We start from the raw sequence: 26,323 nt of genomic DNA on the forward strand, positions 1-26,323 counted from the left end.
TTTATCAGTAGTCAAGCTCCTCAATATACTGGCATTGAATTTTTACTAGGACATACCCTTAAATGATACTTTTAAAGCGAAAAATGTGTCAATTTAGGTTGACAGTAATCTGAGATTCCGAAAAAATCATTCGGAGACTAAAAGTAAAAAGAGTAGGGAAAGTAAATTTTTCAAATTTAACCTTTTCAAATAAAACAGATTAAATGCTGACAAAAACAAAAAATTCTCATTTGCATGAGCCTATCAAATTAGTGCTTGTGACGATGGACACCCATTTAAATAGTGCCGCAAATCGCGCCTATGATGATTTAAAGAAAACCATTCCGGGAGCAACGCTCACTATCCATTCAGCTAGTGAGTTTGCTGGTAATCCAGAGCATTTACAAAAGTGTAAGGACGATATTGCCACTGGCGATATTGTGATCGCTACCATGCTATTCCTGGAAGATCACTATTTGCCAATCTTGGACGATCTTAAGGCTAGGCGTGAGCATTGCGATGCCATGGTTTGCGCTATGTCTGCAGGTGATGTAACTAAGTTAACAAAAATTGGCAAGTTAGACATGAGTCAGCCGGCCAGCGGCTTGATGGCGATGCTGAAAAAGCTTCGTCCAAGCGCTAAAGATAAAGATGGTAAGAGTAAGAGCAGTACAGCTGGTGCAAAGCAAATGAAAATGTTGCGAATCATCCCGCAGATGTTGCGCTTTGTACCTGGCACAGCCCAGGATTTAAGGGCCTATTTCTTATCCTTGCAGTATTGGTTGGGCGGCTCTCAAGAGAACATGTACAACATGATGACTAATCTCATCAATAGGTATGCCTCTGGATCGCGTGAGTCATTACGTAAAAATGCAAAAGCAGTGGATCCGGTTGAGTACCCCGATTCTGGTGTGTATCACCCGCGGATGAAAAGCAGACTTAGCAACAAGTTAAGCGATTTACCAAAAGTGATACCGGATGCAAAAGCGCGTGGCAGGGTGGGGCTGTTAGTTCTGCGTTCTTATTTAGTCTCCGGCAACAGTGGTCACTATGATCCGGTTATTGCTGCATTAGAAGCTCAAGGTTTGCAGGTAGTGCCTGCTTTTGCTGCGGGCTTAGACGCTCGTCCTGCAATCGATGATTACTTCAGTCAAGATGGTAAGCCAACCATCGATGCCATGATTTCTTTAACGGGCTTCTCTTTGGTGGGTGGACCTGCTTACAACGATGCTCATGCAGCTGAAGAAGTACTCGCTAAATTAGATATTCCGTATATTGCTGCTCACCCAGTGGAGTTCCAAAATCTGCAGCAATGGGGCAGTTCAGAGCGCGGGCTACTTCCCGTAGAGAGCACCATCATGGTGGCTATTCCTGAGTTGGATGGTTCTACCGTGCCGATGGTTTATGGTGGTCGCCCTGGGGCATCTGGCACAACTTGCAATGGCTGTCATCAGCATTGCTCTTTCACAGACGATCACAATCCGCAGGATATGTTTACCTGTGTTGAGCGCGTCGGCATGTTGGCTGCTCGCATTGGTAAGTTGGTGGATTTACGTCGTTCAGAGCGTGCCGAGAGAAAAGTGGGTGTGGTACTGTTTAATTTCCCACCCAATGCCGGCAATATTGGGAGTGCAGCCTACCTTAGCGTATTCCAGTCATTGCAAAATTTATTGATTGGCATGAAAGAGCGTGGCTATACGGTTGATGTTCCAGAGTCAGTTGATGAGTTACGCGATTCGATTCTCAAGGGCAATGCTCGTCAGTACGGTGCAGATGCCAACGTTCATACTTTAATTCCGGTGGATGACCATGTTCGTCGTGAACCTTGGTTAAAGGAGATCGAGGCTCAATGGGGTCCAGCACCAGGCAAGCAGCTTTCGAACGGCAGCTCCATTTTTGTTCTTGGCAAGCAGTTTGGCAATGTACTGATTTCTGTTCAACCTTCCTTTGGTTATGAAGGCGATCCAATGCGCTTGTTGTTTGAGCGTGGCTTTGCCCCAACCCATGCATTTTCGGCTTACTACCGTTACTTGCGCGAAGACTTTGCTGCTACAGCCGTGATTCACTTTGGAACACATGGTGCACTTGAGTTTATGCCGGGTAAACAAACTGGTATGAGTGGTGCCTGCTGGCCAGATCGTTTGATTCATGATCTTCCGAACATTTACTTGTACGCATCCAATAATCCCTCAGAGGGCGCGATTGCAAAACGCCGTTCTGGTGCCACATTGATTAGTTACCTCACACCTCCAGTCACTCAAGCAGGTTTATATGCTGGTCTAGCCGATTTGAAGGCGTCGATCGAACGCTTTAGATCTTTGGATGTCGATGCTGATCAAGAGCGCATTGATTTAGGGGAGTTGATTCAGGCACAAGCTGCTGAAATTGATCTGTGTAAAGCTGAGCCTGCATGGGATAAGACTGATTTGAATGGGTTGCAAAATACAGTAAGCAGTCTCTTTAACGAATTGCTTGAGCTCGAATACACCTTGATACCCCATGGCTTGCATGTGGTCGGTGCCGTGCCCCCTTTGGCTGAGCGCTTTGGTTTGTTGAAGGCGATGGCTGATGTGGCATTGGATCACCCCATCGAGGATCGCGTTGTCGAGGCTCTCATGAGTGGCGAGAAGTTTGAAAAAGTAATTGATGCTAATCCCGAGTTGCTTGAATTGGGAACTCGCGAAACTCTAGTCGATTTATTTGGAAAGATGGTCAAGTCCAACGAGCTGATGTCTGCTGAGACTGAAGTGACTGGCATGTTGGATGCATTAGACGGTCGCTTCATTCGACCAGCCGCAGGGGGCGATGTGATGCGTAACCCTGAAGTGCTGCCTACAGGCCGTAATTTGCACGGCTTTGATCCTTTCAGAATTCCGAGTGTTTTTGCTGTCAAAGATGGCGCTAAACAAGCTCAACGCATTCTGGATAAATACCAAGAAGATAGCCATGAACTTCCAGAATCCATTGCAATGGTTTTATGGGGCAGTGATAACTTGAAATCTGAGGGCGGTCAAATTGGTCAAGCCCTCGCATTGATGGGGGCTAAACCCCGCTTTGATAGTTATGGCCGTTTAGCTGGTGCAGAATTGATTTCATTAAGCGAATTAGGTCGCCCCAGAATCGACGTAGTCATTACTCTGTCTGGTATCTTCCGCGATCTCTTACCTTTGCAAATTAAATTGTTGGCTGAAGCTGCATTTATGGCTGCCTCTGCAGAAGATGAGCCACTTGAGCAAAACTTCATTCGTAAACATTCCTTGGCATACCAAAAAGAACATGGTTGTGATTTAGAGACCGCCTCATTGCGGGTTTATGGAAATGCAGATGGAGCTTATGGATCGAACGTGAGCAATATGGTTGAAAACAGCGTGTGGGAAGAGGAAGATGAATTAGCTGAAACCTATACCCGCAGAAAAGGCTTTGCTTTTGGACGTGCTGGTGTGCCGATTCAGAACAATGCTTTGTTGAAGAGCGTTTTGTCTGATGTGCAGATGACTTATCAAAATCTGGACTCGATGGAATTAGGCGTTACTACGATTGACAATTACTTTGATACCTTAGGAGGTATTACGAGAGCAGTGAAGCGTGCCAAGGGCGGAGCGGATGTGCCGGTATTCATTGGCGATCAAACCAAGGGTGAGGGCGCGGTAAGAACGCTCTCTGAGCAAGTTTCTTTAGAGACGCGTACTCGTATGCTCAATCCAAAATGGTATGAAGGCATGCTCGAGAGTGGCTATGAAGGTGTCCGCCAAATTGAGGTTCACATTACCAATACGATGGGTTGGTCAGCTACTACAGGTCAAGTTCAACCCTGGGTTTACAAGCAGTTGACTGAGACTTTCATGCTGAACCCAGAAATGCGCGAACGTTTGGCAAAACTCAATCCGACTGCCGCAGCACGTTTAGCGAATCGCTTGACCGAAGCATCACAAAGAAATTATTGGCAGCCTGACCCAGAGATGCTCAAGCAGATGCAAGAGGCTAATGATGAGCTGGAAGATCGTCTCGAGGGGATTTACGACGACGTACCCATCGCTGCTTAATTACGTATTCACAGACTAATCTTTACAACGCACTATTTACACAATATTGACTATGAGCATGTTAGAACGAATCAACCAAAGTCTTGAAGAAGCAATGCATTTAGCCCGCTCGCAACAGGGGCCTCAACTATTACAAGAGGCCATGCATTACTCAGTGTTCCCGGGTGGCGCAAGAATTCGCCCTCAACTCTGTTTAGCAGTGGCATCTGCTTGTGGTGATGATGATCCTGCTTTATCCAATGCAGCTGCTAGTGCTATCGAGTTATTACACTGTGCGTCTTTAGTTCACGATGACTTACCTTGTTTTGACGATGCAGAGTCACGCCGAGGCAGACCTTCTGTTCATACGGCTTATGGTGAGCGGATTGCTGTGCTTGCAGGTGATGCTTTAATTGTTTTGGCTTTTCAGTGTTTAGCAAGTTCAGGTACGCGTTCGATTTTCCGCTTAGCGCCCTTGATCAACACGATTGCCATGAGCGTGGGTTCACCCCATGGCATCGTTGCTGGTCAAGCTTGGGAGTGCGAACCTAGAGTCAATTTGAGCGACTATCAACGCGCTAAAACCGGATCTTTATTTGAGGCGGCAACCGCTGCGGGCGCACAAGCTGCTGGAGCTGATGCGGCAACCTGGAGACCCTTGGGTGAGTGGCTTGGTGAGGCATATCAAGTGGCGGATGATATTCGCGATGTAGTCGCAGACCAAAGCGTTCTAGGCAAGCCTTCTGGACAGGACGTAGCTCATAACCGCCCTAGCTCTGCAAAAGATTTAGGTTTAACTGGTGCAGTGCAACGGTTTGATGAGTTGGTGCAAAAGGCAATTGCTTCTATACCGCATTGCAAGGGTGAGAAAATGTTGCGTGGTCTAGTCAGCCAAGAGTCTGAGCGGCTAGTGCCTTCAGATTGGTTCAAGGATAAAGAGAGAAAGATTCTATTCCGCCAAACCAGTAATTCTTAATTTTCATCTTGTTTTTTTCTAATTTATAAATTGCCATTCATGGAATCATTTCTCGATTGGCGAAATCGTCTGATTGCATCGCACAGCTTTCAGCGTTGGGCCACCCGCTTTCCTCTCACGCGCTGGATAGTCAGAAAGCAAGCCTCCGATATATTTGATTTGATGGCGGGCTTTGTTTATACCCAAGTCCTACTTGCCTGTACCCAAGTCAATGTATTTGATATCTTAGCTAATGGCGCCCTCAGTTTTGATGACCTTCAAAAACAAGTTCCTTTAAAACCAGCTGGCTTGCGGCGTTTATTGGATGCAGCAGTGGCGATCAAGTTGTTGGTCAAACGTGATGAAGACCGTTATGCCCTCAGCATGATGGGAGCCCCCTTGGTTGGGAATATCGCGATTCTGGATATGGTGAAGCACCATGCTGATTTTTATCGTGATCTCTCTGATCCCATTGCGCTACTACAAGGCGATACCAGCTCTGCAGCCCTCAATGAGTACTGGCCCTACATCACGCCAGAGCAGGGCGCTGCGCCAGAAAATTTATCCGCTGAAAAGGTTGCTGACTACTCTCGATTGATGGCACATACCCAATCACTGGTGACGGATGAGATTTTGGATGCCTATCCAATGGATAAGCATCAGATGGTGCTCGATATCGGTGGTGGGCAAGGTGCTTTTATTAAAAGATTAGCCAATCGTTATCCCCACCTCACTTTCAAATTATTTGATATTCCTGGGGTAGCAGAGCTCTCCAATAAGCACTTCAGTGACATTGGCTTATCCACCAGGGCGCAAGCCGTAGGTGGCAACTTTTTTCAAGATCCCTTACCTAAGGGCTGTGATCTGGCAACACTGGTCCGCGTGATTTTTGATCATGATGATGTTCGGGTGAGGCAGTTGCTTACGAATGTGTTCAATGCCCTCAATCCCGGTGGGACTTTATTGCTGGCAGAACCGATGGCTGAGACCAAAGGTTTTGAGGCCATGGGCCATGCCTATTTTGGTTTTTATCTCCTGGCCATGGGCAGGGGAAGGCCCAGAACGGAAGCTGAAATTAGAGGCTTATTAAGCGAAGCGGGCTTCACGGGTATTCAGCTTTTAAATTCGTATATGCCACTCAATGCTCAAGTGTTGCAGTGCAGTAAACCGACTATTTCTGGTGCATAGAGGGGCTTTAAAAGCAGTTTTTGAAGAAAATTCAAAAATAATTTCATTTAGTAGAGAAAACCCCTAGTGGCATTTTTGCAAATAAGGATTAAAAAGTAACTGTAAATATTTTTTTACACTTTTTAATAAAAAAAGACCACATAGTTCGAAATGACCAATCAGTATCAAACAAGGGCAATCGTTCTGGAAAAGCCAGAAAGTGTCATTCTTAGCGACCTAGAATTAACACCCATGACCCCTATAGATGTCTTGGTGGATATGGAGTGGAGCGGGATTAGTACGGGCACAGAAAAATTATTGTGGACTGGAAAAATGCCAAATTTCCCTGGAATGGGTTATCCCTTAGTACCTGGTTACGAATCTGTCGGCAGAGTTATCAAGTCGGGCGCAGATTCAACCCTGAAAGTTGGTCAAAGAGTGTTTGTTCCTGGAGCTAAGTGCTACGGAGAGATTAAGGGCTTGTTTGGCGGTGCAGCCTCACGGGTCGTAGTGGATAGCAATCGTGTGATTGCCATCCAAGATCATTTGGGCGAAGAGGCGATTCTCTTTGCCTTAGCCGCAACGGGCTATCACGTTACTTCTGGTCCTGGTCAAGAGCAGCCAGATTTGATAGTCGGACACGGTGTATTAGGCCGCTTGATCGCGCGCATTGCAGTCGCTAAGGGCAAGCGTCCAGTGGTCTGGGAGACTAATCCAGGGCGCCGTGAAGGTGCCGTTGGATATGACGTCATTGATCCGAAAGATGATCAACTGAAAAAGTACAAAACAATTGTGGATGTGAGTGGCGATGCCCGCTTAGTTGACACACTGATCAGCTGCCTGGCACCTGGCGGTGAAATTGTTTTGGCAGGTTTTTATGACACGATTTCTTTTTCCTTCCCGCCGGCATTTATGCGTGAAGCACGTATTCGGATTGCAGCCCAGTGGGCCCCTGGAGATTTAGTTGCTATCAAAGATTTAGTGGAATCGGGGAAATTAAAGCTAGATGGCTTGATTACACACCGCTCATCACCTAAAGATGCAAACGAGGCTTATCACACGGCTTTCAACAATATCGATTGTTTAAAAATGGTTCTAGATTGGAGAAATCTGCAATGAGTTCATCAAGCATCCCAGCAACAGCAACAATTCAATTTATGGATCTAAAAAAAGAGGCTGCTATTGAGCCGGATCCAGTCTCTACCGGTCCAGTGACTAAAGAAACTCAAATCATTGCCATTTATGGCAAGGGCGGAATTGGTAAGAGCTTCACACTTGCAAACCTGTCTTACATGATGGCTCAGCAGGGTAAGAAAGTATTGTTGATCGGTTGCGATCCAAAAAGCGACACCACATCACTCTTATTCGGCGGCAAAGCTTGTCCAACCATTATCGAAACTTCATCAAAGAAGAAATTAGCTGGTGAGTCCGTATCGATTGGCGATGTTTGCTTTATTCGTGATGGCGTATTCGCGATGGAGCTTGGCGGACCTGAAGTCGGTAGAGGTTGCGGCGGGCGCGGCATTATTCACGGCTTTGAAACCTTAGAAAAGCTCGGCTTCCATGATTGGGGCTTTGACTATGTGCTACTCGACTTCTTGGGAGACGTTGTCTGCGGCGGTTTTGGTTTACCAATCGCTCGAGATATGTGCCAAAAAGTGATCGTAGTTGCCAGTAACGATTTGCAATCCCTTTATGTTGCTAACAACGTGTGTTCAGCCGTTGAGTACTTCCGTAAATTAGGCGGCAACGTTGGAGTAGCAGGCATGGTAATTAATAAAGATGACCTGACTGGCGAAGCACAGGCTTTTGCTGAAAAGGCCGGCATCCCTGTACTGGCAGCGATTCCTGCGAACGAAGATATTCGCCGTAAGAGTGCTAGCTATGAAATTATTGGTCAGCCTGGTACACAGTGGGCTCCACTCTTTGAAGAGTTGGCTACCAATGTTTCAGAAGCTCCACCAGTGCGTCCTAAGCCTTTAACTCAAGATGAGTTGCTTGGCTTGTTCTCCTCAGAAATTACTGGCCGCGATGTGGTCCTGAAGCCTGCGACCGTTAAAGACATGATGGGTAAAGACGAAGTCATCAAGAAGACACTTGAAGTTATTTACGATCAAGCCTAAAAAGATAGATAGCAATACGCCGTTATGAATAAAACAATTATTCCCATTACCCCAGAGGAAAAGTTAAAAACTGATCCTACTTTAGGAGATGGTTTAGGTTGTCATTCTGGTGAAGCAGAAATGCTTGCTGCTGCAAAGGCTGCTGGTAAGTCAGAAACCTTGCAGCAGTATGCAAAAGACTATCCTAAGGGACCGCATGATCAACCACAAAGCATGTGCCCTGCATTTGGTGCACTACGAGTTGGTTTGCGGATGCGTAGAACGGCCACAATTCTTTCTGGCTCTGCTTGTTGTGTTTATGGCTTAACTTTTACCTCCCATTTTTATGGTGCCCGTCGTAGTGTTGGGTATGTGCCTTTTAATTCTGAGACATTAGTGACTGGTAAGTTGTTCGAAGACATTCGTGATGCCGTCTATCAAGAGGCGGATCCAGAAAAATATGATGCGATCGTCATCATTAACTTATGCGTACCAACAGCCAGTGGCGTACCACTCCAGTTGTTGCCAAAAGAAATTAATGGTGTGCGCATTATCGGTATTGACGTACCTGGATTTGGCGTACCAACCCATGCTGAAGCAAAAGATGTGTTAGCAGGGGCAATGCTGAATTACGCTCGCAATGAAGCGATGTCTGGCCCAGTTCAAGCCCCACGCGCTGGCCGTTCAAGCAAGCCAACGATTACTTTGTTGGGTGAAATTTTCCCAGCTGATCCGGTTGGTATCGGCATGATGATTGAGCCGATGGGTTTAGCGGTAGGTGCTTCAGTACCGACTCGCGAATGGCGTGAAATGTATCAGGCGCTAGATTGCGCAACTGTTGCCGCATTACATCCTTTTTACACATCATGTATTCGTGAATTTGAAGCAGCAGGCCGCTCCATTGTGGGCTCAGCTCCTGTAGGTTACGAAGGTACAGCCCGTTGGTTAGAAGCCATTGGCAAATCAACCAATACTCCCCAAGATTTAATTGCGGCTGCGCAAAATAAGATTCTTCCTGCAATTAAGGGCGTACTGGCTGCTGCACCGATCAAAGGTCGCATTACTTTAAGCGGCTATGAGGGTTCAGAGCTCATCGTTGCCCGTTTGCTGATTGAGAGCGGTGCGGATGTCCGTTACGTAGGCTCTGCATGCCCACGTACCCCTTGGAGTGATGAAGATCGAGAATGGCTGGAGTCAAAAGGCGTTCATGTACAATTCCGCGCCTCCTTAGAGCAAGATTTAGCTGCGATGAAAGAGTTCAAGCCAGACTTAGCGATTGGAACAACTCCAGTGGTGCAGGCGGCTAAGCAAGCTTCGATCCCATCCCTTTATTTTACAAATCTAATTTCAGCTCGACCATTGATGGGTCCTGCAGGTGCTGGTTCACTCGCGCAAGTGATTAATGCTGCGATTGGTAATCAAGCGCGCTTTGACGAGATGAAGGCCTTCTTTGGTGATACTGGATCTGGATTTAAGTCCGGTATTTGGGAAGATGTTCCCCAAGACTTCCCAGAATTCAAAGCTGAAGTACGTCGTAAGATGGAAAAAAAGTTGAAGAAGCGCAAAGCTGAGGAGATGATGTAATGTTTGTCATTGATCATGATCGCGCTGGTGGATATTGGGGTGCAGTGTATGTGTTTACTGCCATCAAGGGCTTGCAAGTAGTGATTGATGGACCTGTTGGTTGTGAAAATTTACCGGTTACTTCAGTCTTGCATTACACCGATGCATTACCTCCTCACGAGTTGCCGATTGTAGTCACCGGTTTAGAGGAAGAACAGTTAGGTCGCGAAGGTACTGAGGGCGCAATGAAGCGTGCTCACGCAACCCTAGACCCTGATTTACCAGCAGTAGTGGTGACTGGTTCTATTGCAGAAATGATTGGCGGCGGTGTTACTCCTGAGGGCATGAATATTGCCCGCTTCTTGCCAAGAACGATTGATGAAGATCAGTGGCAATGTGCTAACCGCGCGATGTATTGGTTATGGAGCGAATACGGTACTCGTAAGATTCCAGAGCGTAAACCTAGAGCAGAAGGTGAAAAGCCCCGTGTCAATATTATTGGCCCATGCTATGGCACCTTCAATATGCCTAGCGACTTGGCAGAAATTCGCCGACTGGCTGAAGGCATCGGCGCTGAAATTAACATGGTCTTCCCACTGGGATCCCATTTGTCAGAAGTGGAGAATTTAGTCAACGCTGATGTCAATATTTGTATGTATCGCGAGTTTGGTCGTATGCTTTGCGAAGCCTTAGAGCGCCCTTATTTGCAAGCACCTTTGGGTTTGCATAGCACGACTCAATTCTTGCGCAAACTCGGTGAATTGCTGGGCTTAGATCCAGAGCCATTTATTGAGCGTGAAAAGCACACCACCATTAAGCCAATTTGGGACTTATGGCGTTCAGTGACTCAAGATTTTTTCAGTACAGCAAGTTATGCAGTCGTTGCGAACGAAACTTACACTCGCGGCATTCGTCATTTCTTATCCGATGAGATGGGCTTACCTTGTAGCTTTGCTGTCCCCAGAAAGCCTGGCGAGAAAACGAATAATCAAGATGTCCGCAAGCTCACCAAAGAGAAGCCTCCATTGGTTATGTTTGGAAGCTATAACGAAAGAATGTATTTGGCTGAAAACGGTAGCAAAGCCTCTTACATCCCATCATCCTTCCCCGGCGCAATTATTCGTCGCCATACCGGCACCCCATTCATGGGTTATGCAGGTGCGACATACATCATTCAAGAGTTTTGTAATGGTTTATTTGATGCGCTCTTTTATATCCTGCCGTTAGGTACCGATATGGATAAAGTCGACGCCTCATTAACACGCACCTATCGTTCCAATGCATTACCTTGGGATCAAGATGCGCAAAAACTAGTTGCTGATTACATTAAAACCAGACCAGTTCTGATCCAGATTTCTGCTGCTAAAGAAATGCGTGATCGTGTTGAGCAAGATGCAGAAAAGGCTAGCGAAGAAAGAATCACCGCTGCCAGGGTGAAGGCTTCTTGCAAAGAGATTATTGAAGAGGTTGAAGCGTAATGGCCTCATTGAAAAAGAATCAGTACAACAAGTCACTTGATTTGTTGGAAACGGAATGTGGCATGCCGTACGCTACAGCCCATGTCGCGCGGGTTAAGCGCGGTAACGGCCGAAAGGCTATTTTTGAAGGAGGTAATTGGTTATGAGCGATCACAGAACAGGTTCAATATCTGGCCTTACTGATGACGAAGCCAAGGAGTTTCACCAGTTGTATATCCAAGGTTTAGTTGGTTTTACTTCTATTGCTGTAGTTGCCCATATTTTGGTTTGGGCATGGCGTCCTTGGTTCCATTAAAACCGGAATAAATCTTAGGGGAATGATATGAAAATGGATCACGTTATTGGCAAAGAACAAAATATGATTAGAGAGGACTCGATCACTTTTAATCTTATTTTTATTTTGTGTTTTGTAGTGTGTTTTGTTATTTCTTTATTCACCCAGATTTTGCCAACGAAGTGGAGTTCTTGGCTTCCAGGAGCTGAAGAAAAATCACTTATCGATGGTACGAGGTCAGCAGTCTATAGCTTTATGTCTTACTTAAATTAGGAGAAGATTATGTGGAGAATTTGGAAACTTTATGATCCGTTGCGATCAATGGTTGTTCAAGGTATCTTTTTGTTTGGTCTTGCAGCGATGATTCACTTGATTTTGCTGAGCAGTGTTCGTTTTAACTGGTTGGATGGTTTAAGCCAAGCCCAGTTTAAGGCGATGGATGCAAAAACAGGATCTGCAATGCCACCATCAGTTCCGGCGGCAAAGTAATTTGTATAAAAAATGGTGAATAGGGTTAGGTTAATTAGCTGCTTAGCTCAACCCTATTTATCCATTCATTGGAGAGCATAAAAAATGGCCATGCTTAGTTTTGAAAGAAAGTATCGCGTCAGAGGCGGTACATTAGTCGGCGGAGACTTATTCGATTTTTGGGTGGGGCCGTTTTACGTTGGATTTTTCGGTATCACTACCGTTTTCTTTGCTTTTTTAGGTACCGCACTGATTTTGTGGGGTGCTTCACAGGGTCCTACGTGGAATCCCTGGCAGATTAATATTGCGCCACCGGATATTAGTTACGGATTAGGTTTTGCCCCCTTATTGCAAGGCGGGCTCTGGCAGCTCATTACGGTCTGTGCATTAGGTGCATTCCTCTCTTGGGCCTTACGTGAAATCGAAATTTGCCGAAAACTAGGCATGGGACTGCATGTTCCTTTCGGATATTTAATGGCCGTGTTTGCGTACTTCACTCTGGTTGTGATTAGGCCTGTACTGATGGGTGCATGGGGACATGGTTTCCCATACGGCATCTTGAGTCACTTGGATTGGGTATCCAATACCGGCTATCAGTACCTCCATTTTCACTACAACCCAGCGCATATGATTGCGGTGTCTCTGTTCTTTGCAACTACCTTTGCTTTAGTTCTGCATGGTGGCTTGGTCTTGTCATCAACCAATCCGCAAAAAGGCCAGTTTGTTAAAACGCCTGAGCATGAAGATACGTTTTTTAGAGATGCGATTGGTTATTCAATTGGTACTTTAGGAATCCATCGCCTTGGATTATTTTTAGCTTTAGCAGCGGTTTTCTGGAGTGCTGTTTGTATCGTGATCAGCGGACCATTCTGGACACGTGGTTGGCCTGAGTGGTGGGGCTGGTGGTTGAACTTGCCAATCTGGCGTTAAGAGGAAAAATATATTATGGAATATCAAAACCTATTTACTCAAGTTCAAGTAGTCGCGCCGCCACATCATGGGGTAGCTATCGATCCTCGTGATGAACGAGAGCGCTTTGGCACACCGGTCTTAATTCATTTATTTGGTCGTCTCGGTAATGCGCAGCTCGGACCCATTTACTTGGGCGGCTTAGGCATCGCTTCTTTATTTTTTGGCCTTATTGGATTTCAGATTATTGGCTGGAATATGTTGGCCTCAGTCAATTGGGATCCAATTCAATTTGTACGTCAATTATTTTGGCTATCTTTAGATCCACCCTTACCTAAGCATGGCTTGTCTTTATTCATGCCTCTCAATGAGGGCGGTTGGTGGATGATGGCTGGCTTCTTCTTGACTGTCTCTATTTTGTTGTGGTGGGGAAGAATGTATCGCCGCGCGATTGCCTTAGGTATGGGTACGCATATTGCTTGGGGCTTCTTGGCAGCAATCTGGCTATATCTCGTATTAGGATTTATTCGCCCCTTGTTGATGGGTAGCTGGAGTGAGGCAGTTCCTTTTGGAATCTTCTCGCACTTAGATTGGACGGCTGCTTTCTCACTACGCTACGGAAATTTATTCTATAACCCATTCCATATGTTGTCTATTGTTTTCCTTTATGGCTCTGCCCTCTTGTTTGCAATGCATGGTGGAACTATTTTGGCAGTCAGTCGCTTTGGTGGCGAACGAGAGATTGAGCAAATCGTTGATCGTGGTACAGCCTCAGAAAGAGCAGCTTTATTCTGGAGATGGACCATGGGCTTTAATGCCACCATGGAATCGATTCACCGTTGGGCTTGGTGGTTTGCTGTTCTAACTCCTTTGATTGGCGGTATTGGTATTTTGTTAACTGGTACCGTAGTGGATAACTGGTATTTGTGGGCAGTGAAGCACAATGTTGCGCCTTCCTATCCATATGTTTTTGGAACTCCATTACCTGACCCAGCAACCACTGGATTTGTGCCACCAGCTCCACCAGTTATCCCAGGAAGATAAGCCATGAAGCAATTAAGAAAATTTCTGATGTTGCCGGTGTTACTGGCAGGTATTTTGCTACTAACTGGCTGTGAGAGACCGCCTATAGAAGCAGTTCAGCATGGCTTCCGTGGTACGGCAATGGATTTGATTTATAACCCCCGGATATTAGCTGAGCAAGCTGAGAAAAATACTATTCCAGCTTCCGCTGGACTGGTGCCAGCGGAAGGACCAAAGGCGGGTCAGGTATATAAAAACGTCAAGATCTTGAATAATTTGAGTGTTGCTCAATTCACTTCATTCATGGTCACGATGACAAGTTGGGTCGCCCCAGAGCAGGGCTGCACTTATTGCCATAACGCGGCAAATTTTGCAGATGACTCCTTGTATACCAAGAATGTTGCTCGCAATATGATTTTGATGACGCAACGCGTCAATACCCAATGGCAAGACCACGTTGCTCAGACTGGGGTCACTTGCTACACCTGTCACCGTGGAAATAATATTCCGCAAAATGTGTGGTTTAAAGATCCCGCAGTACAGGTTGGTAATGGCATGTTGGGCAATAAAAATGGTCAAAATACGCCTGTTGAGGGTTCTGGCTACTCATCCTTGCCGAAGAATACCTATGCAGCGTATTTGCTGAATGATGAGAAGATTAATGTCAATGGTCCTACTGCATTACCCACGGGGAATAAGAGCAGCATTAATGAAACCGAGGCTACCTATGGGTTAATGATCCATTTCTCAAAGTCATTAGGTGTGAATTGCACTTATTGTCATAACACTCGAGCCGTAGCATCTTGGGAAGAAAGCCCTCCACAGAGAACGAAAGCTTGGTACGCTATTCGAATGGCGCGTGATATCAACAATAACTATATGGAACCTATCCAAGGATTATTTCCTCCACATCGTTTAGGCCCTACTGGTGATGTTGCTAAAGCCAATTGCGCTACTTGCCACCAAGGTGCTTATAAGCCACTTTATGGTGTATCGATGTTAGCGGATTATCCTTTCTTGACTGGTCCTGCTAAGACAACACAGAAAGCACCCGACGCTGTACCTCCAGCAAAATCGGTGGCAATGAAGTAATCTATAAGCTGATTAACCAATAGCGTCATACGGTGAATATGACGCTATTTTTTTGTAGAAAAGTTGGTTTGAGGAAATGTTAAAAAAAGCTGACTTTAAGGAAGATAAAGTTTCTACCGCCATTGTGATTGGAAGTGGATTTGGCGGATTGGCCTCTGCAATTCGTTTGTCTTGCAAGGGTTACAAGGTCATTGTGATAGAAAAGCTCGATGCACCTGGTGGTAGGGCATACGTTCATCATCGTGACGGCTTTACATTTGATGCAGGACCCACCATTATTACTGCGCCATTCCTACTCGAAGAATTATGGGAGTTGTGTGGCAAGAAGATGTCAGATGATGTCGATCTGCGCCCAATGGATCCTTTTTATCGGATCCGTTTTGATGATGGTACTCATTTTGATTACACAGGCGATCCAGCCAGAATGCGCGCTGAAGTTGCTAAGTTTGCACCTGAAGATTTACCAGGCTATGAACGATTTCTGGCGGAAGCAGAAAAATGCTACAAGCTTGGTTTTCAGGAGCTCAGCTCAACTGCATTTGACTCAATCGGGGATTTAATTCGTGCCATTCCATCAATGGTGAAGATGAAGGCTTGGGAGAGCATCTACAAATTAGTTGCACGCCATTTAAAGAATGACAAGATACGTCAAGTGATGAGCTTTCATCCACTCTTAATCGGCGGCAATCCTTTCTCTGTCACTGCAGTCTATGCGCTCATCAATTCTTTGGAGCGACGCCATGGAGTCCATTCTGCGATGGGTGGAACCGGCTCTTTAATTAAAGGCATGGCTGGCTTATTGGCAGGTAGAGGGGTGGAAATTCGCCTGAACTCTGAAGTGAAGCGTATTGAAGTAGTCGATGGCAAGACTCAAGGCGTAACCCTAGCTAATGGTGAATTTATTCCCTCCGATATTGTGGTCTCCAACGCGGATGCTGCCTGGACTTATAAAAAACTCATCGCACCAGAACATCGAAAAGTGTGGACCGATGCTAAGGTCGATAAGAGTAAATACTCGATGAGTCTTTTTGTTTGGTACTTTGGCACAGATAATCAATACCCTGACGTACCACACCATATGATCTTATTGGGTAAGCGGTATAAAGAGTTATTGACGGACATCTTTAAGAGACATGTGCTGGCAGATGACTTTAGCCTTTATTTACATAGGCCCACTGCTACTGATCCATCCTTAGCCCCTGCTGGCGGAGACGCCTTTTATGTATTGGCTCCAGTGCCCAATTTAGCAAGCGGCACGGACTGGGCTATAGAGGCTGAACCCTATCGTCAAGCGATTGCCAAGTATCTAGACGAAAGCGTTTTGCCTGGCTTTGAAAAACATCTTAAAACATCGTTCGTGATGACCCCTCAGGATTTCCAAGATCGGCTCTTGTCAGTCAAGGGTGCGGCCTTTGGTTTTGAACCACTCTTACTGCAAAGTGCTTGGTTTAGACCGCATAACCGTAGTGAAGATATTCAGGGGCTTTATATGGTTGGTGCCGGTACTCATCCGGGTGCGGGTATCCCCGGTGTTTTATCTTCAGCAAAAGCATTAATGTCTGTAGTAGCAGAACCTAAAACAGTCACTGCATAAAGATTGAATAGGTTTAAATAGGTTTATTCAGTTCCTTATAGTAAAGAGTGAAGCATGAATCAAAATATCAGTGACCTTCAAGAATGTGTCGCAACCATGCGGGATGGCTCAAAGTCCTTCTTCGCCGCTTCAAGAATTTTGCCTCAAAGGGTCAGAGATCCCGCAACAGCTCTCTACGCGTTTTGTCGGATTACTGATGATGTAGCGGATGCGGTAGACGCAGAGCCGGATGCGATTCCTAAACTGCGTGAACGCCTGGATCGAATCTATCAAGGTTGCCCTGACGATATTCCTGCTGATCGCGCCTTATCGATTGTGGTTAAAGAATATGATTTGCCGATTAGCCTTCCCCTGGCCTTAATTGAGGGTTATGAATGGGATACGCAGTTCAAAACCTATAACTCCTTAGAGGATTTATTGGACTACTGCGCTAGGGTTGCCGGTACAGTTGGAGCGATGATGTGCGTCATCATGGACCGCAGGGAACCAGAAACTTTGGCGAGAGCTTGCGAGCTTGGCCTTGCAATGCAGCTCACAAATATTGCCCGTGATGTAGGTGAGGATGCTGCTAATGGACGAATCTATTTACCGTTGGATTGGCTCAGAGAAGCGGGATTAGATCCACAAGTTTGGCTAAGTAAGCCTGAGTTTAATGACCAAATTGCGAGCGTCATTGCCCGCCTCTTAAAGCATGCGGACGTCTTGTACTCTCGTTCAGAGGCTGGGATTTGTGATTTACCCTGGGATTGTCGTCCAGCGATTCAGGCAGCTCGCTTGATTTATGCAGAGATTGGGCGACAAGTAGAAAAGCTCAATTTAGATTCAGTTTCGACTAGAGCTTATGTACCCTCTAAAAGAAAGTTGATTCTTTTAGCAGAAGCCTTTACAGCGATTTCTAAAATATTCTCTAGAAAACTGAAAGTAGATGCAGATAAAGCAATTCAGTATTTAGTGGATGCGGTCATTGAAGTACCGCATGACAAGCGTTTTGATGGAACAACTCATGATCACTTATTGTGGTTTGTTGATCTCATGGAGCGTCAAGAGCGTCGCCGCAATACTCGCACGCACGGTAGAGCCCTTCACTAGCTATTAGCGCTAGTTACCACGTAATCCGCGGCATTCTCCAAGGTAGCATCAATTGAGTTGAAGTTAACGTGAGTTTGGGTACGCTTAAAGTTTCATGAAATGAGAGTACCTTCTCGCCCAATAGTTCAGAATTCAAAACAGAGCGGGTATAGAAAGGCGTGTTTTCCAATACCTTGTGCACTGCCAAGGTCTCAGAGTTTGGATTACGCATGTGCCCCCGAATACCCCAAACAGTTTTTGGCAATGCTTGCCTCGGCGGGGCTTCAAAGTGATCAATCGTTCCATTGGGATTGAAGGTCAATGCCAAGACATTTTCTTGGGCATTCTTTTCGCGCACATCATAAATTACTGAAGTTCTACCACCACTCATTTCTGCCCTTGACCAATCCCATTCATGAAAAGCTTGGCTGATTGGCTCATCCCCTTCATTAGAATCTAAATAGGCATTCCCTTCCCAATGTAAGTCAGGGGAGTTCAATTTGACCTTCACACGTGCTGAGGGAGCAAGCGGGCCCCAGCGGTGTTTGCCTGCGGCATCTAAGGGTGTACTAAAGTTGAAGAGGGTGTTGGGATAAAGCTCAACAGTGCCAGAAATCTTTTGCCCAAACGGTACTGCGCGCTCTTGAATACGGACAGTTAATTTATTGCCATCCCAATCAATACTGCTGGGGCCAATGACAAACTCATTGGAGCTACGGGAAACTTGTTTTTCTCCCCGCTCAGTCATCGCCCAACGATTTTTCCCCGGACTATAAATTGCTACATTTAGTGAGCAATGATTTTCAGGATTTACTGCCGAATTATTTCTTCTTGCCCAGGCATAGTAGGGAGAGAAAACACTGCCAACAAAGGCAATCAGTACGATGCCGTGCTTGCCATCATCACTTAGAGCGTCGATGTACCACCAGAGATAAGCGTTCTCCCCGACAGCTTGATCAAACCGAGGTGATCCATCAGGGTTGCGGCCGCCATGCGCCCCGATAGGGCTGCCATTGGCACTCCCGGGCCGGGATGCACGCTCCCCCCCGCTAGATACAGGCCCGGAATCGGGCTTTGCGTTGAAGCTCGCTGAAAGGTTTCCATCCAGCCGTGATTCGCTTGACCGTAAAGGGCTCCACCCGTTGCCGGAAAGAGCTGATTGAAAAGAGAGGGCGTTGTGCGTTGACATATTGCGCTATCCAAGTCGATGTTTAGACCACATTGTTGCAGAAGACTAAAAGTTTCGCGTTCGCAGGCGTCGATTTGCTGCGCACTGAATTCCGATTGATCGCCGATTGCTGGTGCATTAACTAAGCAGAGTAATTTTTGTGGATGTGAACTGGCTTCATAAGCATCGCCTTGATCTTGAGCGCAAACGTATACCGTTGGCTTTTGGGGGAGACGCTTTCTAAGAAAAATATCATCAAATTCAGCACGATAATCTTGATTAAAGAATACATTATGTCGGACCAAGGGAAAGCCATCGGCTTTGGCATTAATCGACCAAGTAACAGCAGAAAGTGATCTTTTAGCAGCGCTTGGTGGCGTCATTTTGGCATTCATTGCTTGCTTGCCAGATGGCTTGAGTAAGCCAGTTTGTAGTGCGGCTAAATCACCATTAAAAATCACGGCTTGTGCTCGAATAATTGTTCCATCAGCCAATCGCACTCCGCTAGCACGACCCTGCTCCATGAGGATTTCTTCACAAGCTTGGCCTGTCAGGATTTGTACGCCTTTAGCTTGCGCTAATTGCTGAATCGCTTTGACCAGGCTGTACATGCCACCTTCCACAGCCCATACTCCTTGTGCCTCTACATCCGCTATCAACATTAAGGTGGCAGGGGCTTGATAGGGGGAGGAGCCGCAATAGGTAGCGTATCTTCCAAACAGTTGGCGCAATCTGGGGTCATGGAAATAGTCACCCAGTGATTTCCAGAGAGAATTAAATAAACCAATGTCGTATAAGACTTTAGATCCCGATATGCCAAGATCATTGATCATTCCCCCAAAGCTGGGCTTTTCAGAGAGCATGTAAGGCTTCTCAAGCGCCTGATAGAGTTTGCGGCATTGTTTTGAGAATTGAAGAAAGCGGTCTGCTTCAGCTGCGGAAGAAAATGCTTTTATTGCTTCCCCTGATTGATCTGCGTTAGCAAATAAATCCAGGCGCTCATCTTTGCTCCAGGCATGACGGGCTAAGATGTCTAACTTAGTAATAGTTAACTCAGACTCTAAGGAAGTTCCCGCTTTTTGGAAGAGGCCATCAAAAACCCAGCGCATGGTAAAAACGGTGGGACCAGAGTCTATAAGTGCGGGAACCGAGGGATCGCTTGCGCAGTTAAGTTGTCTAATTTTGCCGCCCAGCTGAGCTTCTTTTTCAACCACAATGACTTCGACTCCAGACGATGCCAGATCGAGTGCACAACTTAAGCCACCAATACCTCCACCAACAATGACTACTGGTAATTTAGACAAGGGTGCGACCCTTCCAGCTACCGTTTGCATCAAAGGGGATGTAGCGAGAGAACATCGACTCAGAAAAATAATGACCGCTTAAGGAGGCGCGAATCGCATTTTGGTGAGCACCCTGCCGGGCGTATTGATCCATTGCTGCTTGGGATTCCCAAATAGTAAAGGTAGCCTGCCGAAAGAAAGGCGCTTCGCCAACACCCGCGGCAATGATGCAACCAGCGGATTGTTGTAATGAGACTTCTGCAGCAGGTTGCTTCTGCCAAAAAGGAATGCAATACCTTGGCTTGATTGATGCTCTAGTAATGGAGACGATCGGACCAGAAATGGGGGCTTCCGCAGTAATGTAGGGGGCGAAGCCTGACCACTGACCCTTGATGGAGTAAGCCTTCAGCTTGACGGAAAAAAAATCCTGAGCGTGCTCTCGATACCAGCGAATTAATCTAGACGATTGGTAAAAATGCTCTAGGCTGGCCATATCTTGAAAAACACAAAATAGGGCTTGGTGGGTTCCGCTCGGATGAATTGAGAAACCCCCATTTTTGCCAGAACCCATGTGTTTGTAGAATTTCAGTCCTGGAGTTGTCCAGAGCCCAAGGCGGGCAAACATGAGTCTTAAAATGCCACTGATTTTTGCTGATAATTGGATGTCCACAAGAACCATTAATGCAACTTGGTCGTTCATTACTGGCTTTCTAATCCATATCCTTAATGTCGTAATCTACTAAACCATATTTTCTAAGTTTGATGTACAGGCTTTGACGAGACAGACCTAAAATTTCAGAGGCAGAAACGCGATTGTCTTTAGTTAAGTCTAAGGCAGCTTTGATACAGAGCTGCTCAATTAAGTCAGTTGTCTCAGCTAGGATCTCTTTCAAAGGTACTTTGCCAACCAGCATCGATAATTCTTCAGAGCTACGCACGAGTTTTTTATCAATGCGCTTATCTTTATTTTGTCTCGAATCAATTTGTCGAAAGATCATGCCAATGCAGGCACGTGGTTGAGATACGGATACTGCTGAAATATCCACCAACTTAATACCACCATTTTTATTGCTGATCGAAGAAACGCAGGCTTGAGCGCTGGCTTTACCTTTTAAGGATTGCATCATCCGTTCAAAATCTGCCGTCTCTGAGCCTAGATAGTTTTGTATAGAGGTGCCAATTAATTCTTGTTCGCCCTTGGTGTTGCTGAGTTTGATAAAGGCTTTATTGGCTTTGAGAATCAGACCCTCTGGAGTACAAACAATAAAACCATAGGCGTTATCTTCAATGGCCTTAACCGCTAAAGAATCAGATTCCAATAAGCTGGCTGAATTGGTTGGATCAAGTGACTTCAGATTTAGTAGTAAATAGGGTTTCCCGCTATTGATAAAGGAGGTTGCACTGATCCGAAGTTCTTTGTCGCCGACAATGAATGTGTCCAATACTCTTAAGCCACTGGTTTCCAGTACCTCCTGAAGAAATACTTTTACTTTATTAATCTCATCAGCGGGTAGGAGCGATAGAAACGATTTACCAACGCAATGATTTTTAGCGAGCAGCAGTTGCTTAATAGCGTTACCGTTCATCTCGACTATTGGGTAACCATCGTTGACTTCAACAATAATGATCGATTCGACGCCAATTTCAAAGATAGACCGAAAACGTTCTTCTAGCTGATTTATTTGTAGCTGGTTCTGACTGATCTCTTTTTGAGCGGCAACTAAATTTTGTTGGAGCTGAGCAGTTGGCGTCAGATCCCGACCAATCACAACAATCTTTTGATTCGATAAAGTCTTGATTGAAGCGCACATGATTGGTAACGCGATATTTTTCTCATTAGTAGACAAATTGATTTGTCTAAATTTTGAGATGTTGTCTGGATTAGCATCATCAAGTAAGTACTGTACTTTTTTTCTACTGTCGGGCTCTACTACCTCCAGCCATTTTTTCCCAATCAGATCATCTGGAATGTGTTTGACTAGACTTTCATTGTGAGAGTAGACATCCTGTATTGAACCGAAGTCATCCAAAACAAAGGATATGTCCGCCGATGCTTGTGCAATGTGGCTGAGCTCTTTACCACTTAAATCTTGGAAGAGCTTATTAGGATGTTGTGAGATAGGCATCTTAATTTAAGCGGGCTCTTTGCGATAGGAGGTCAGAAACAGTCTTAATCGCCTCTTCAGCTCTGAGGGCGCAAACGTCTGCAGAGCAGTCCTGGAGCAGCTCGGGATTGAAGTCGAATAAAGGACCACCCGCCATTGTCAATATCCCTGGATTTTTTGAAACGATTTTTATCTCTTTCAGCAACGATTCCATTGTATCCCACTGAGCTTCACAAGAAATAGAAATCGCCACTAAATCATAGGGTTGTAATTGAATGCGCTCTTTAAGCTCTTCGCTAGAAATTTCAATTTCAACTGCGGTATTCCAACCTGCTTGCTTAAAAAATTCACCCAACATCAAGATGCCTAGAGTGTGTTGTGACCCTGGCACATTGATGAGCAAGGCATTGCCCTGGAAGTCACTGAAATTACCTTGATTTACAAAGATAGGACTGAGCTGGTGAATTAGATTCTGAGCGCGGCCTAAGGCAAGCGTGACTTCGGTGAAACTGTTTTCATCATTTTCCCAGAGCTCTTGCAGGCGCCTAGTCGAGGCGGGGATGAGATTCATATAGAGCGAGATCAGGGAATGACCCGATTTTTGCATCCGATCTATATAGGAGAAGCACTCTTCAACGGGGCCATCTAATAATGTTTGGCAAAAGTCGACAATTTCAGTCTGTTTTACTTGCAACTCACTCGATTGGTCTATAGATTGATTGTTGCCCGAGTCGAGTTTGTGCCCCATCAGCAAGCGGGGGATGATTTCAGATTCGATGGTTTTGTTCAGCCATTGCATCATTTCTGCATTATCTAATTCGCCTAAATTAGATTGAAATGTTTTTTTCAGCGATTCCGACACAGCCCATCTCCCAAAACTGCAATAAGTAAGACAAAATAAAGGGGCGCTAAATACTCACCGAAAAAAATGCTGCACTGCAAAAAATAGACAGCCTAATTTAGCTATAAAAGTGATTTTTTGCACTCGTACCATTTAGCCCTCTTTTTTTGGAACTTGCCATAGGGAAAGTACTAGCAATAGGGTTATCCCGAGGACTTTCTTTTTCCAAATATCGTAAACTTTGATTGACACTTTTCGACTACAAAAAGTGTATTTACGATCGTCTTAAAGTTGTTTTAGAAAAATAGCAGACTGTGCATGGAAAAAACATATAAGCCACTCTACACCCCAGAGGAAAGGGTAAAAAGAGACGCGACTAAATGGACTTTGGTTCAGGGAATTTTAGCGCCCGTCCAATTCTTGGTTTTCTTAGTCAGCTTGTATCTAGTGTTGCGTTTTTTGTGGACCGGAGAGGGTGAGTACGCCGCTAATGTTTCGGTGGTGGTGAAAACCTTAACGCTCTACACCATCATGATTACCGGATGCATTTGGGAAAAAGTCGTTTTCAATTGCTATCTATTTGCACCGGCATTCTTCTGGGAAGATGTCTTCAGTATGCTGGTGTTGCTCTTGCACACTTTATATCTAGTAGCCCTAGCAACAGGTTATTTAGATCAATACCAATTAATGATTTTGGCATTAGCTGCCTATGCAACTTATGTCGTCAATGCAGGCCAATTTATTTGGAAGTTGCGAATGGCACGCTTGGATATGGAAAAGAAGCAGCGCGAGTCTAAGCTTGGCGCTGAAGCTATTCGCCTCGAAGCCGTCCAAGCGGCAAGCCTTTACAGTTCGCCCGCAACCTTAACCGGCTTGAGCATAGAAGAGGCAGAAGAGTTGCATCGCAATCTGGTACAGGGAACGCAATTTTTTGGGTTGATTGCTGCTATTGCCCATTTGCTTGCTTACATCTATTCCCCTTGGTTGAAATAATTTTTAAGACTTCATTTACTCATGCAAAAAAACTCTTACACCCAAAAACGTAGCCAGTTAGAGGAATACTTTGACCGGACGGCGGTTGATGCTTGGGCGAAGCTCACTTCGACTGCAAAAGTGAGCGGTATTCGCGCTAAGGTTAGAGCTGGGCGTGAAGAAATGCGTCACCTATTGCTCAGTTATTTGCCGAGCGATTTGACTGGCCAACGCGTTTTAGATGCGGGCTGTGGAACAGGAATCTTAGCGGCGGATTTGGCAAAGCGGGGAGCCCATGTGGTTGCGATTGATTTGTCGCCAACCTTAGTTGATTTGGCTCGCGAGAGAATTGGTAATGATTTTGGAGCCGGCTCTATTGAGTTTCGTTCTGGTGATATGTTAGATCCCGCCTTAGGTGACTTTGATCATGTGGTTTGTATGGATTCGATGATTCACTATCACCATTTGGATATTGCGGATGCGATGGCCAGGCTGGCTGATCGCACCAGCGCCAATATCGCTTTTACTTTTGCGCCTAATAATGCAGCACTGAGTACCTTGTTGACCCTGGGCAGCTTGTTTCCAAGAAGTGATCGTTCTCCGTTTATTCAGCCTATTTCGATTGACTCCCTCACGAGAACGTTTAGCAAGCATGATGGTCTTGCAGACTGGGCTCCAGTAAGCACTCAAAAAGTACAACGGGCATTTTATTTTTCACAGGCTATGCGCTTAAGTAAGAAGCAGGCTGATCAAGGTACCGTGCAATAACAATGAAAATGTTTACTCTGACCTGGCGCGGCAAAGAACTCTTTGAAAATTGGAAGAGAGTGAGTCCAAGGTTCTTGCCTTTTGCCGATGTCGCCACTAAAGAGTTGCCACTAAGCCGTCTCTTAAGGCTGTCGCTATTTCAGGTCTCGGTAGGCATGGCGATGGTGATGTTGATTGGCACCCTTAACCGAGTCATGATTGTTGAATTACAAGTAAGCGCTGCTTTAGTTTCTATTATGGTTGCCTTGCCTCTCCTGTTCGCACCTTTTAGAGCACTGGTTGGCTTTAAGAGTGATAGTCATAAGTCTTTTCTTGGCTGGCGCAGAGTGCCTTATATCTGGATTGGCTCTTGGTTGCAATTTGGTGGTTTTGCCATCATGCCTTTCGCACTCATTTTGTTATCTGGTGACACCACGTGGCCTGCTTGGTTTGCACAAGCAGCAACAGGACTGGCTTTTTTATTGGTAGGCGCTGGTATGCAGACCACTCAAACTGCTGGCCTTGCTTTAGCTTCGGACTTGGCTGAACCTCAGGCGAGACCCAGAGTAGTTGCACTCATGTACATGATGCTGTTAGTGGGTATGGCAGTGAGTAGTGCCATCTTTGGCTATTTGCTCATTGACATTACTCCTCTGCTGTTAATTCGTGTGGTGCAGGGAGTTGCTGCCACTTCCTTAATACTTAATGTCATCGCAGTCTGGAAGCAAGAACCTCGTCAACCGCATTTAACAGCCTACTCAACTCCAACCCCCAGCTTTAAAGAAACTTGGGCAACCTTTGCGAAACAAGGCAAAGTGATGCGCTTCTTGGTAGCCTTAGGCTTGGGTACCGCAGCCTTTAGCATGCAAGACATTATTTTGGAACCATATGGTGCCGAAGTATTGGGTCTATCCGTTAGTGCTACTACTGTATTAACTAGTTTGACTTCCTTAGGCGCTTTAGCAGCCTTTGGTTTTGCAGCCCGTTATTTAAATCGTTCGATTGATCCCTATCGCCTTGCTGCCATAGGAGCCTTGTTTGGGATTTTGGCGTTTAGCTGTGTCATTTTTTCCGAACCATTACTCTCACCGACGCTATTTCGTTGCGGTGCATTCTTGATTGGCTTTGGGGGCGGTTTATTTTCTGTGAGCACTTTGACTGCCGCGATGAGTTTTGAATCTGGTGGCATGAATGGTTTAGTTCTCGGCGCTTGGGGCGCGGTGCACGCTACCGCATCGGGTATTGCCATTGCCGCTGGCGGTGTTATTCGTGATGTGATTTCTAGTTTAGCAACTAGTGGTCTCTTGGGTGATGGCCTGCTTTCAGCTGCCACAGGTTATAGCTTTGTGTATCACATTGAATTTTATTTGTTGTTTATTACATTGATTGCAATTGGGCCTTTAGTGGTGATGAATAAGCAACCGATGATGAAGGTTTCTCAGAAGTTTGGTTTAGATGAATTACCTAGTTAACCAGCAGTAAAGTATTTTTTTCACAATAAGCATTGTTGTTA

General features: G+C 45.6%; 22 protein-coding genes. 17 read left to right on the top strand and 5 right to left on the bottom strand.

Annotated elements, in window-relative coordinates:
• Positions 1-203: 203 nt before the first annotated feature.
• The 14 genes from ICN15_RS02105 (at position 204) to ICN15_RS02170 (ending at position 17,715) form a co-directional block, all read left to right on the top strand.
• Positions 204-4,022, top strand: a complete 3,819-nt coding sequence (locus ICN15_RS02105; RefSeq protein ID WP_216200933.1) for a magnesium chelatase subunit H — start codon at positions 204-206, stop codon at positions 4,020-4,022.
• A 52-nt stretch (positions 4,023-4,074) separates the two neighbouring features.
• The gene (locus ICN15_RS02110; RefSeq protein WP_216200935.1) at positions 4,075-4,977 is read left to right on the top strand and encodes a polyprenyl synthetase family protein; all 903 of its coding nucleotides are present in this window, start codon (positions 4,075-4,077) and stop codon (positions 4,975-4,977) included.
• A 39-nt stretch (positions 4,978-5,016) separates the two neighbouring features.
• The gene (locus ICN15_RS02115) at positions 5,017-6,144 is read left to right on the top strand and encodes a methyltransferase (RefSeq protein WP_216200936.1); all 1,128 of its coding nucleotides are present in this window, start codon (positions 5,017-5,019) and stop codon (positions 6,142-6,144) included.
• Positions 6,145-6,294: 150 nt separating this feature from the next.
• On the top strand, positions 6,295-7,242 hold the full coding sequence (gene bchC / locus ICN15_RS02120; protein ID WP_216200938.1) for a chlorophyll synthesis pathway protein BchC: 948 nt from the start codon (positions 6,295-6,297) through the stop codon (positions 7,240-7,242).
• Positions 7,239-8,246 (top strand): chlorophyllide a reductase iron protein subunit X, encoded by a 1,008-nt coding sequence (locus tag ICN15_RS02125; RefSeq protein ID WP_216200940.1) that lies wholly within the window; start codon positions 7,239-7,241, stop codon positions 8,244-8,246. Before bchC ends, ICN15_RS02125 begins: the two co-directional genes overlap by 4 nt.
• A 24-nt stretch (positions 8,247-8,270) precedes the next feature.
• A complete protein-coding gene (bchY, locus tag ICN15_RS02130; protein WP_255532831.1) occupies positions 8,271-9,809 on the top strand; it encodes a chlorophyllide a reductase subunit Y in 1,539 nt (512 codons plus the stop codon).
• Entirely contained in the window at positions 9,809-11,266 is a 1,458-nt protein-coding gene (gene bchZ, locus ICN15_RS02135; protein ID WP_216200942.1) for a chlorophyllide a reductase subunit Z, read from the top strand. The genes bchY and bchZ overlap by 1 nt, the downstream gene beginning before the upstream one ends.
• A gap of 142 nt (positions 11,267-11,408) precedes the next feature.
• Entirely contained in the window at positions 11,409-11,561 is a 153-nt protein-coding gene (pufB, locus tag ICN15_RS02140; protein WP_112294336.1) for a light-harvesting antenna LH1, beta subunit, read from the top strand.
• Between the two features lie 261 nt (positions 11,562-11,822).
• The gene (gene pufA, locus ICN15_RS02145) at positions 11,823-12,029 is read left to right on the top strand and encodes a light-harvesting antenna LH1, alpha subunit (protein WP_216200944.1); all 207 of its coding nucleotides are present in this window, start codon (positions 11,823-11,825) and stop codon (positions 12,027-12,029) included.
• A gap of 90 nt (positions 12,030-12,119) precedes the next feature.
• Entirely contained in the window at positions 12,120-12,938 is an 819-nt protein-coding gene (gene pufL / locus ICN15_RS02150; protein ID WP_255532832.1) for a photosynthetic reaction center subunit L, read from the top strand.
• A gap of 15 nt (positions 12,939-12,953) precedes the next feature.
• A complete protein-coding gene (pufM, locus tag ICN15_RS02155) occupies positions 12,954-13,961 on the top strand; it encodes a photosynthetic reaction center subunit M (protein WP_216862770.1) in 1,008 nt (335 codons plus the stop codon).
• 3 nt (positions 13,962-13,964) lie between these two features.
• Entirely contained in the window at positions 13,965-15,032 is a 1,068-nt protein-coding gene (pufC, locus tag ICN15_RS02160) for a photosynthetic reaction center cytochrome PufC (protein ID WP_216200948.1), read from the top strand.
• A 76-nt stretch (positions 15,033-15,108) separates the two neighbouring features.
• Positions 15,109-16,626 (top strand): phytoene desaturase, encoded by a 1,518-nt coding sequence (locus ICN15_RS02165; protein ID WP_216200949.1) that lies wholly within the window; start codon positions 15,109-15,111, stop codon positions 16,624-16,626.
• 54 nt (positions 16,627-16,680) lie between these two features.
• Positions 16,681-17,715, top strand: coding sequence for a phytoene/squalene synthase family protein (locus ICN15_RS02170; RefSeq protein WP_216200951.1), 1,035 nt, complete (start codon positions 16,681-16,683; stop codon positions 17,713-17,715).
• Between the two features lie 13 nt (positions 17,716-17,728).
• On the opposite strand, the gene ICN15_RS02175 is transcribed toward ICN15_RS02170, so the two are convergent.
• The 5 genes from ICN15_RS02175 to ICN15_RS02195 form a co-directional block, all read right to left on the bottom strand.
• Positions 17,729-18,442 carry a carotenoid 1,2-hydratase gene (locus tag ICN15_RS02175; RefSeq protein WP_255532833.1) on the bottom strand — a complete coding sequence of 238 codons (714 nt, stop codon included), beginning with the start codon at positions 18,440-18,442 and terminating at the stop codon, positions 17,729-17,731.
• A gap of 158 nt (positions 18,443-18,600) precedes the next feature.
• Positions 18,601-20,166: a 1-hydroxycarotenoid 3,4-desaturase CrtD gene (crtD, locus tag ICN15_RS02180; protein WP_255532834.1), complete on the bottom strand. Its 1,566-nt coding sequence runs from the start codon at positions 20,164-20,166 to the stop codon at positions 18,601-18,603.
• On the bottom strand, positions 20,159-20,845 hold the full coding sequence (locus tag ICN15_RS02185; protein WP_216200952.1) for a spheroidene monooxygenase: 687 nt from the start codon (positions 20,843-20,845) through the stop codon (positions 20,159-20,161). Before ICN15_RS02185 ends, crtD begins: the two co-directional genes overlap by 8 nt.
• Positions 20,846-20,855: 10 nt before the next feature.
• The gene (gene ppsR, locus ICN15_RS02190) at positions 20,856-22,271 is read right to left on the bottom strand and encodes a transcriptional regulator PpsR (protein ID WP_216200954.1); all 1,416 of its coding nucleotides are present in this window, start codon (positions 22,269-22,271) and stop codon (positions 20,856-20,858) included.
• Position 22,272: 1 nt separating this feature from the next.
• Positions 22,273-23,112 (bottom strand): cobalamin-dependent protein, encoded by an 840-nt coding sequence (locus ICN15_RS02195; protein ID WP_216200955.1) that lies wholly within the window; start codon positions 23,110-23,112, stop codon positions 22,273-22,275.
• Positions 23,113-23,409: 297 nt separating this feature from the next.
• On the opposite strand from ICN15_RS02195, the gene bchF reads away from it, so the two are divergent.
• Genes bchF through ICN15_RS02215 form a run of 3 tightly spaced genes read left to right on the top strand, consistent with a single transcriptional unit; the run spans position 23,410 to position 26,282 of the window.
• Complete coding sequence (bchF, locus tag ICN15_RS02200) at positions 23,410-24,084, top strand: 2-vinyl bacteriochlorophyllide hydratase (RefSeq protein ID WP_255532835.1); 675 nt, start codon at positions 23,410-23,412, stop codon at positions 24,082-24,084.
• A 21-nt stretch (positions 24,085-24,105) separates the two neighbouring features.
• A complete protein-coding gene (bchM, locus tag ICN15_RS02210; protein WP_216200957.1) occupies positions 24,106-24,831 on the top strand; it encodes a magnesium protoporphyrin IX methyltransferase in 726 nt (241 codons plus the stop codon).
• An 8-nt stretch (positions 24,832-24,839) separates the two neighbouring features.
• On the top strand, positions 24,840-26,282 hold the full coding sequence (locus tag ICN15_RS02215; RefSeq protein WP_216200959.1) for a BCD family MFS transporter: 1,443 nt from the start codon (positions 24,840-24,842) through the stop codon (positions 26,280-26,282).
• Positions 26,283-26,323 lie beyond the last annotated feature (41 nt).

This window comes from Polynucleobacter sp. CS-Odin-A6 (assembly GCF_018882095.1).
Lineage (GTDB): Bacteria > Pseudomonadota > Gammaproteobacteria > Burkholderiales > Burkholderiaceae > Polynucleobacter.